Raw genomic sequence first — 539 nt, forward strand, 5'->3', positions numbered from 1 at the left:
CGCTTTGTCGGCTCTTCGTAATTCAGAGTGCATTGACCAGTGCGTGGAGTGCGCCGCTGTGCAGCAGTGAGCGGATTCGGTAGTGGGTGAGATTGCGAAATCCCAAGGCGTTGCGGCGCAGGGCTTCCAAGCGGCCGTTGATGGCTTCGGTGGGGCCGTTGGAGGCGTGGTGGTCGAAGAACGCCAGGATGTCGTGACGTCGACGCCATAGGGTGCGGCCGAGTTGGGCGATCTCCTCCAGCCCGGCGGGCACGCCGCGGCGGATCGAATCGATCACCGCGGCCAGACGCCGTTTGCCGCGGCGCCGGTTGGGGTCGCCGTAGGCGGCGATGATCTTCTGATAGATCACGTAGGCCACCTTCACGGCCAGATGCTCATCGGCATCGAGCACGCTGGTCAGGCGGTCATGTTGGCGCATCGAGAGCAGCTGGATTCGGGTGCGCGCAATGCGTCGGATCCCGTACAACGGATCGCCGGTATGCCCGCGCCGGTTCAGGGTCTGCTGCTGGATGCGTTGGCGGATCAAATCCAGCTTGGTC

At 64.2% G+C, this 539-nt stretch carries 1 protein-coding gene; it reads right to left on the reverse strand.

Annotation, left to right across the window (positions count from 1 at the left end):
- Positions 1-22: 22 nt before the first annotated feature.
- A partial coding sequence (locus tag AC5Y49_RS24820) for a transposase (protein WP_499892024.1) occupies positions 23-539 on the reverse strand: 517 nt, incomplete at its 5' end.

This window comes from Mycobacterium sp. NGS62, assembly GCF_059812285.1.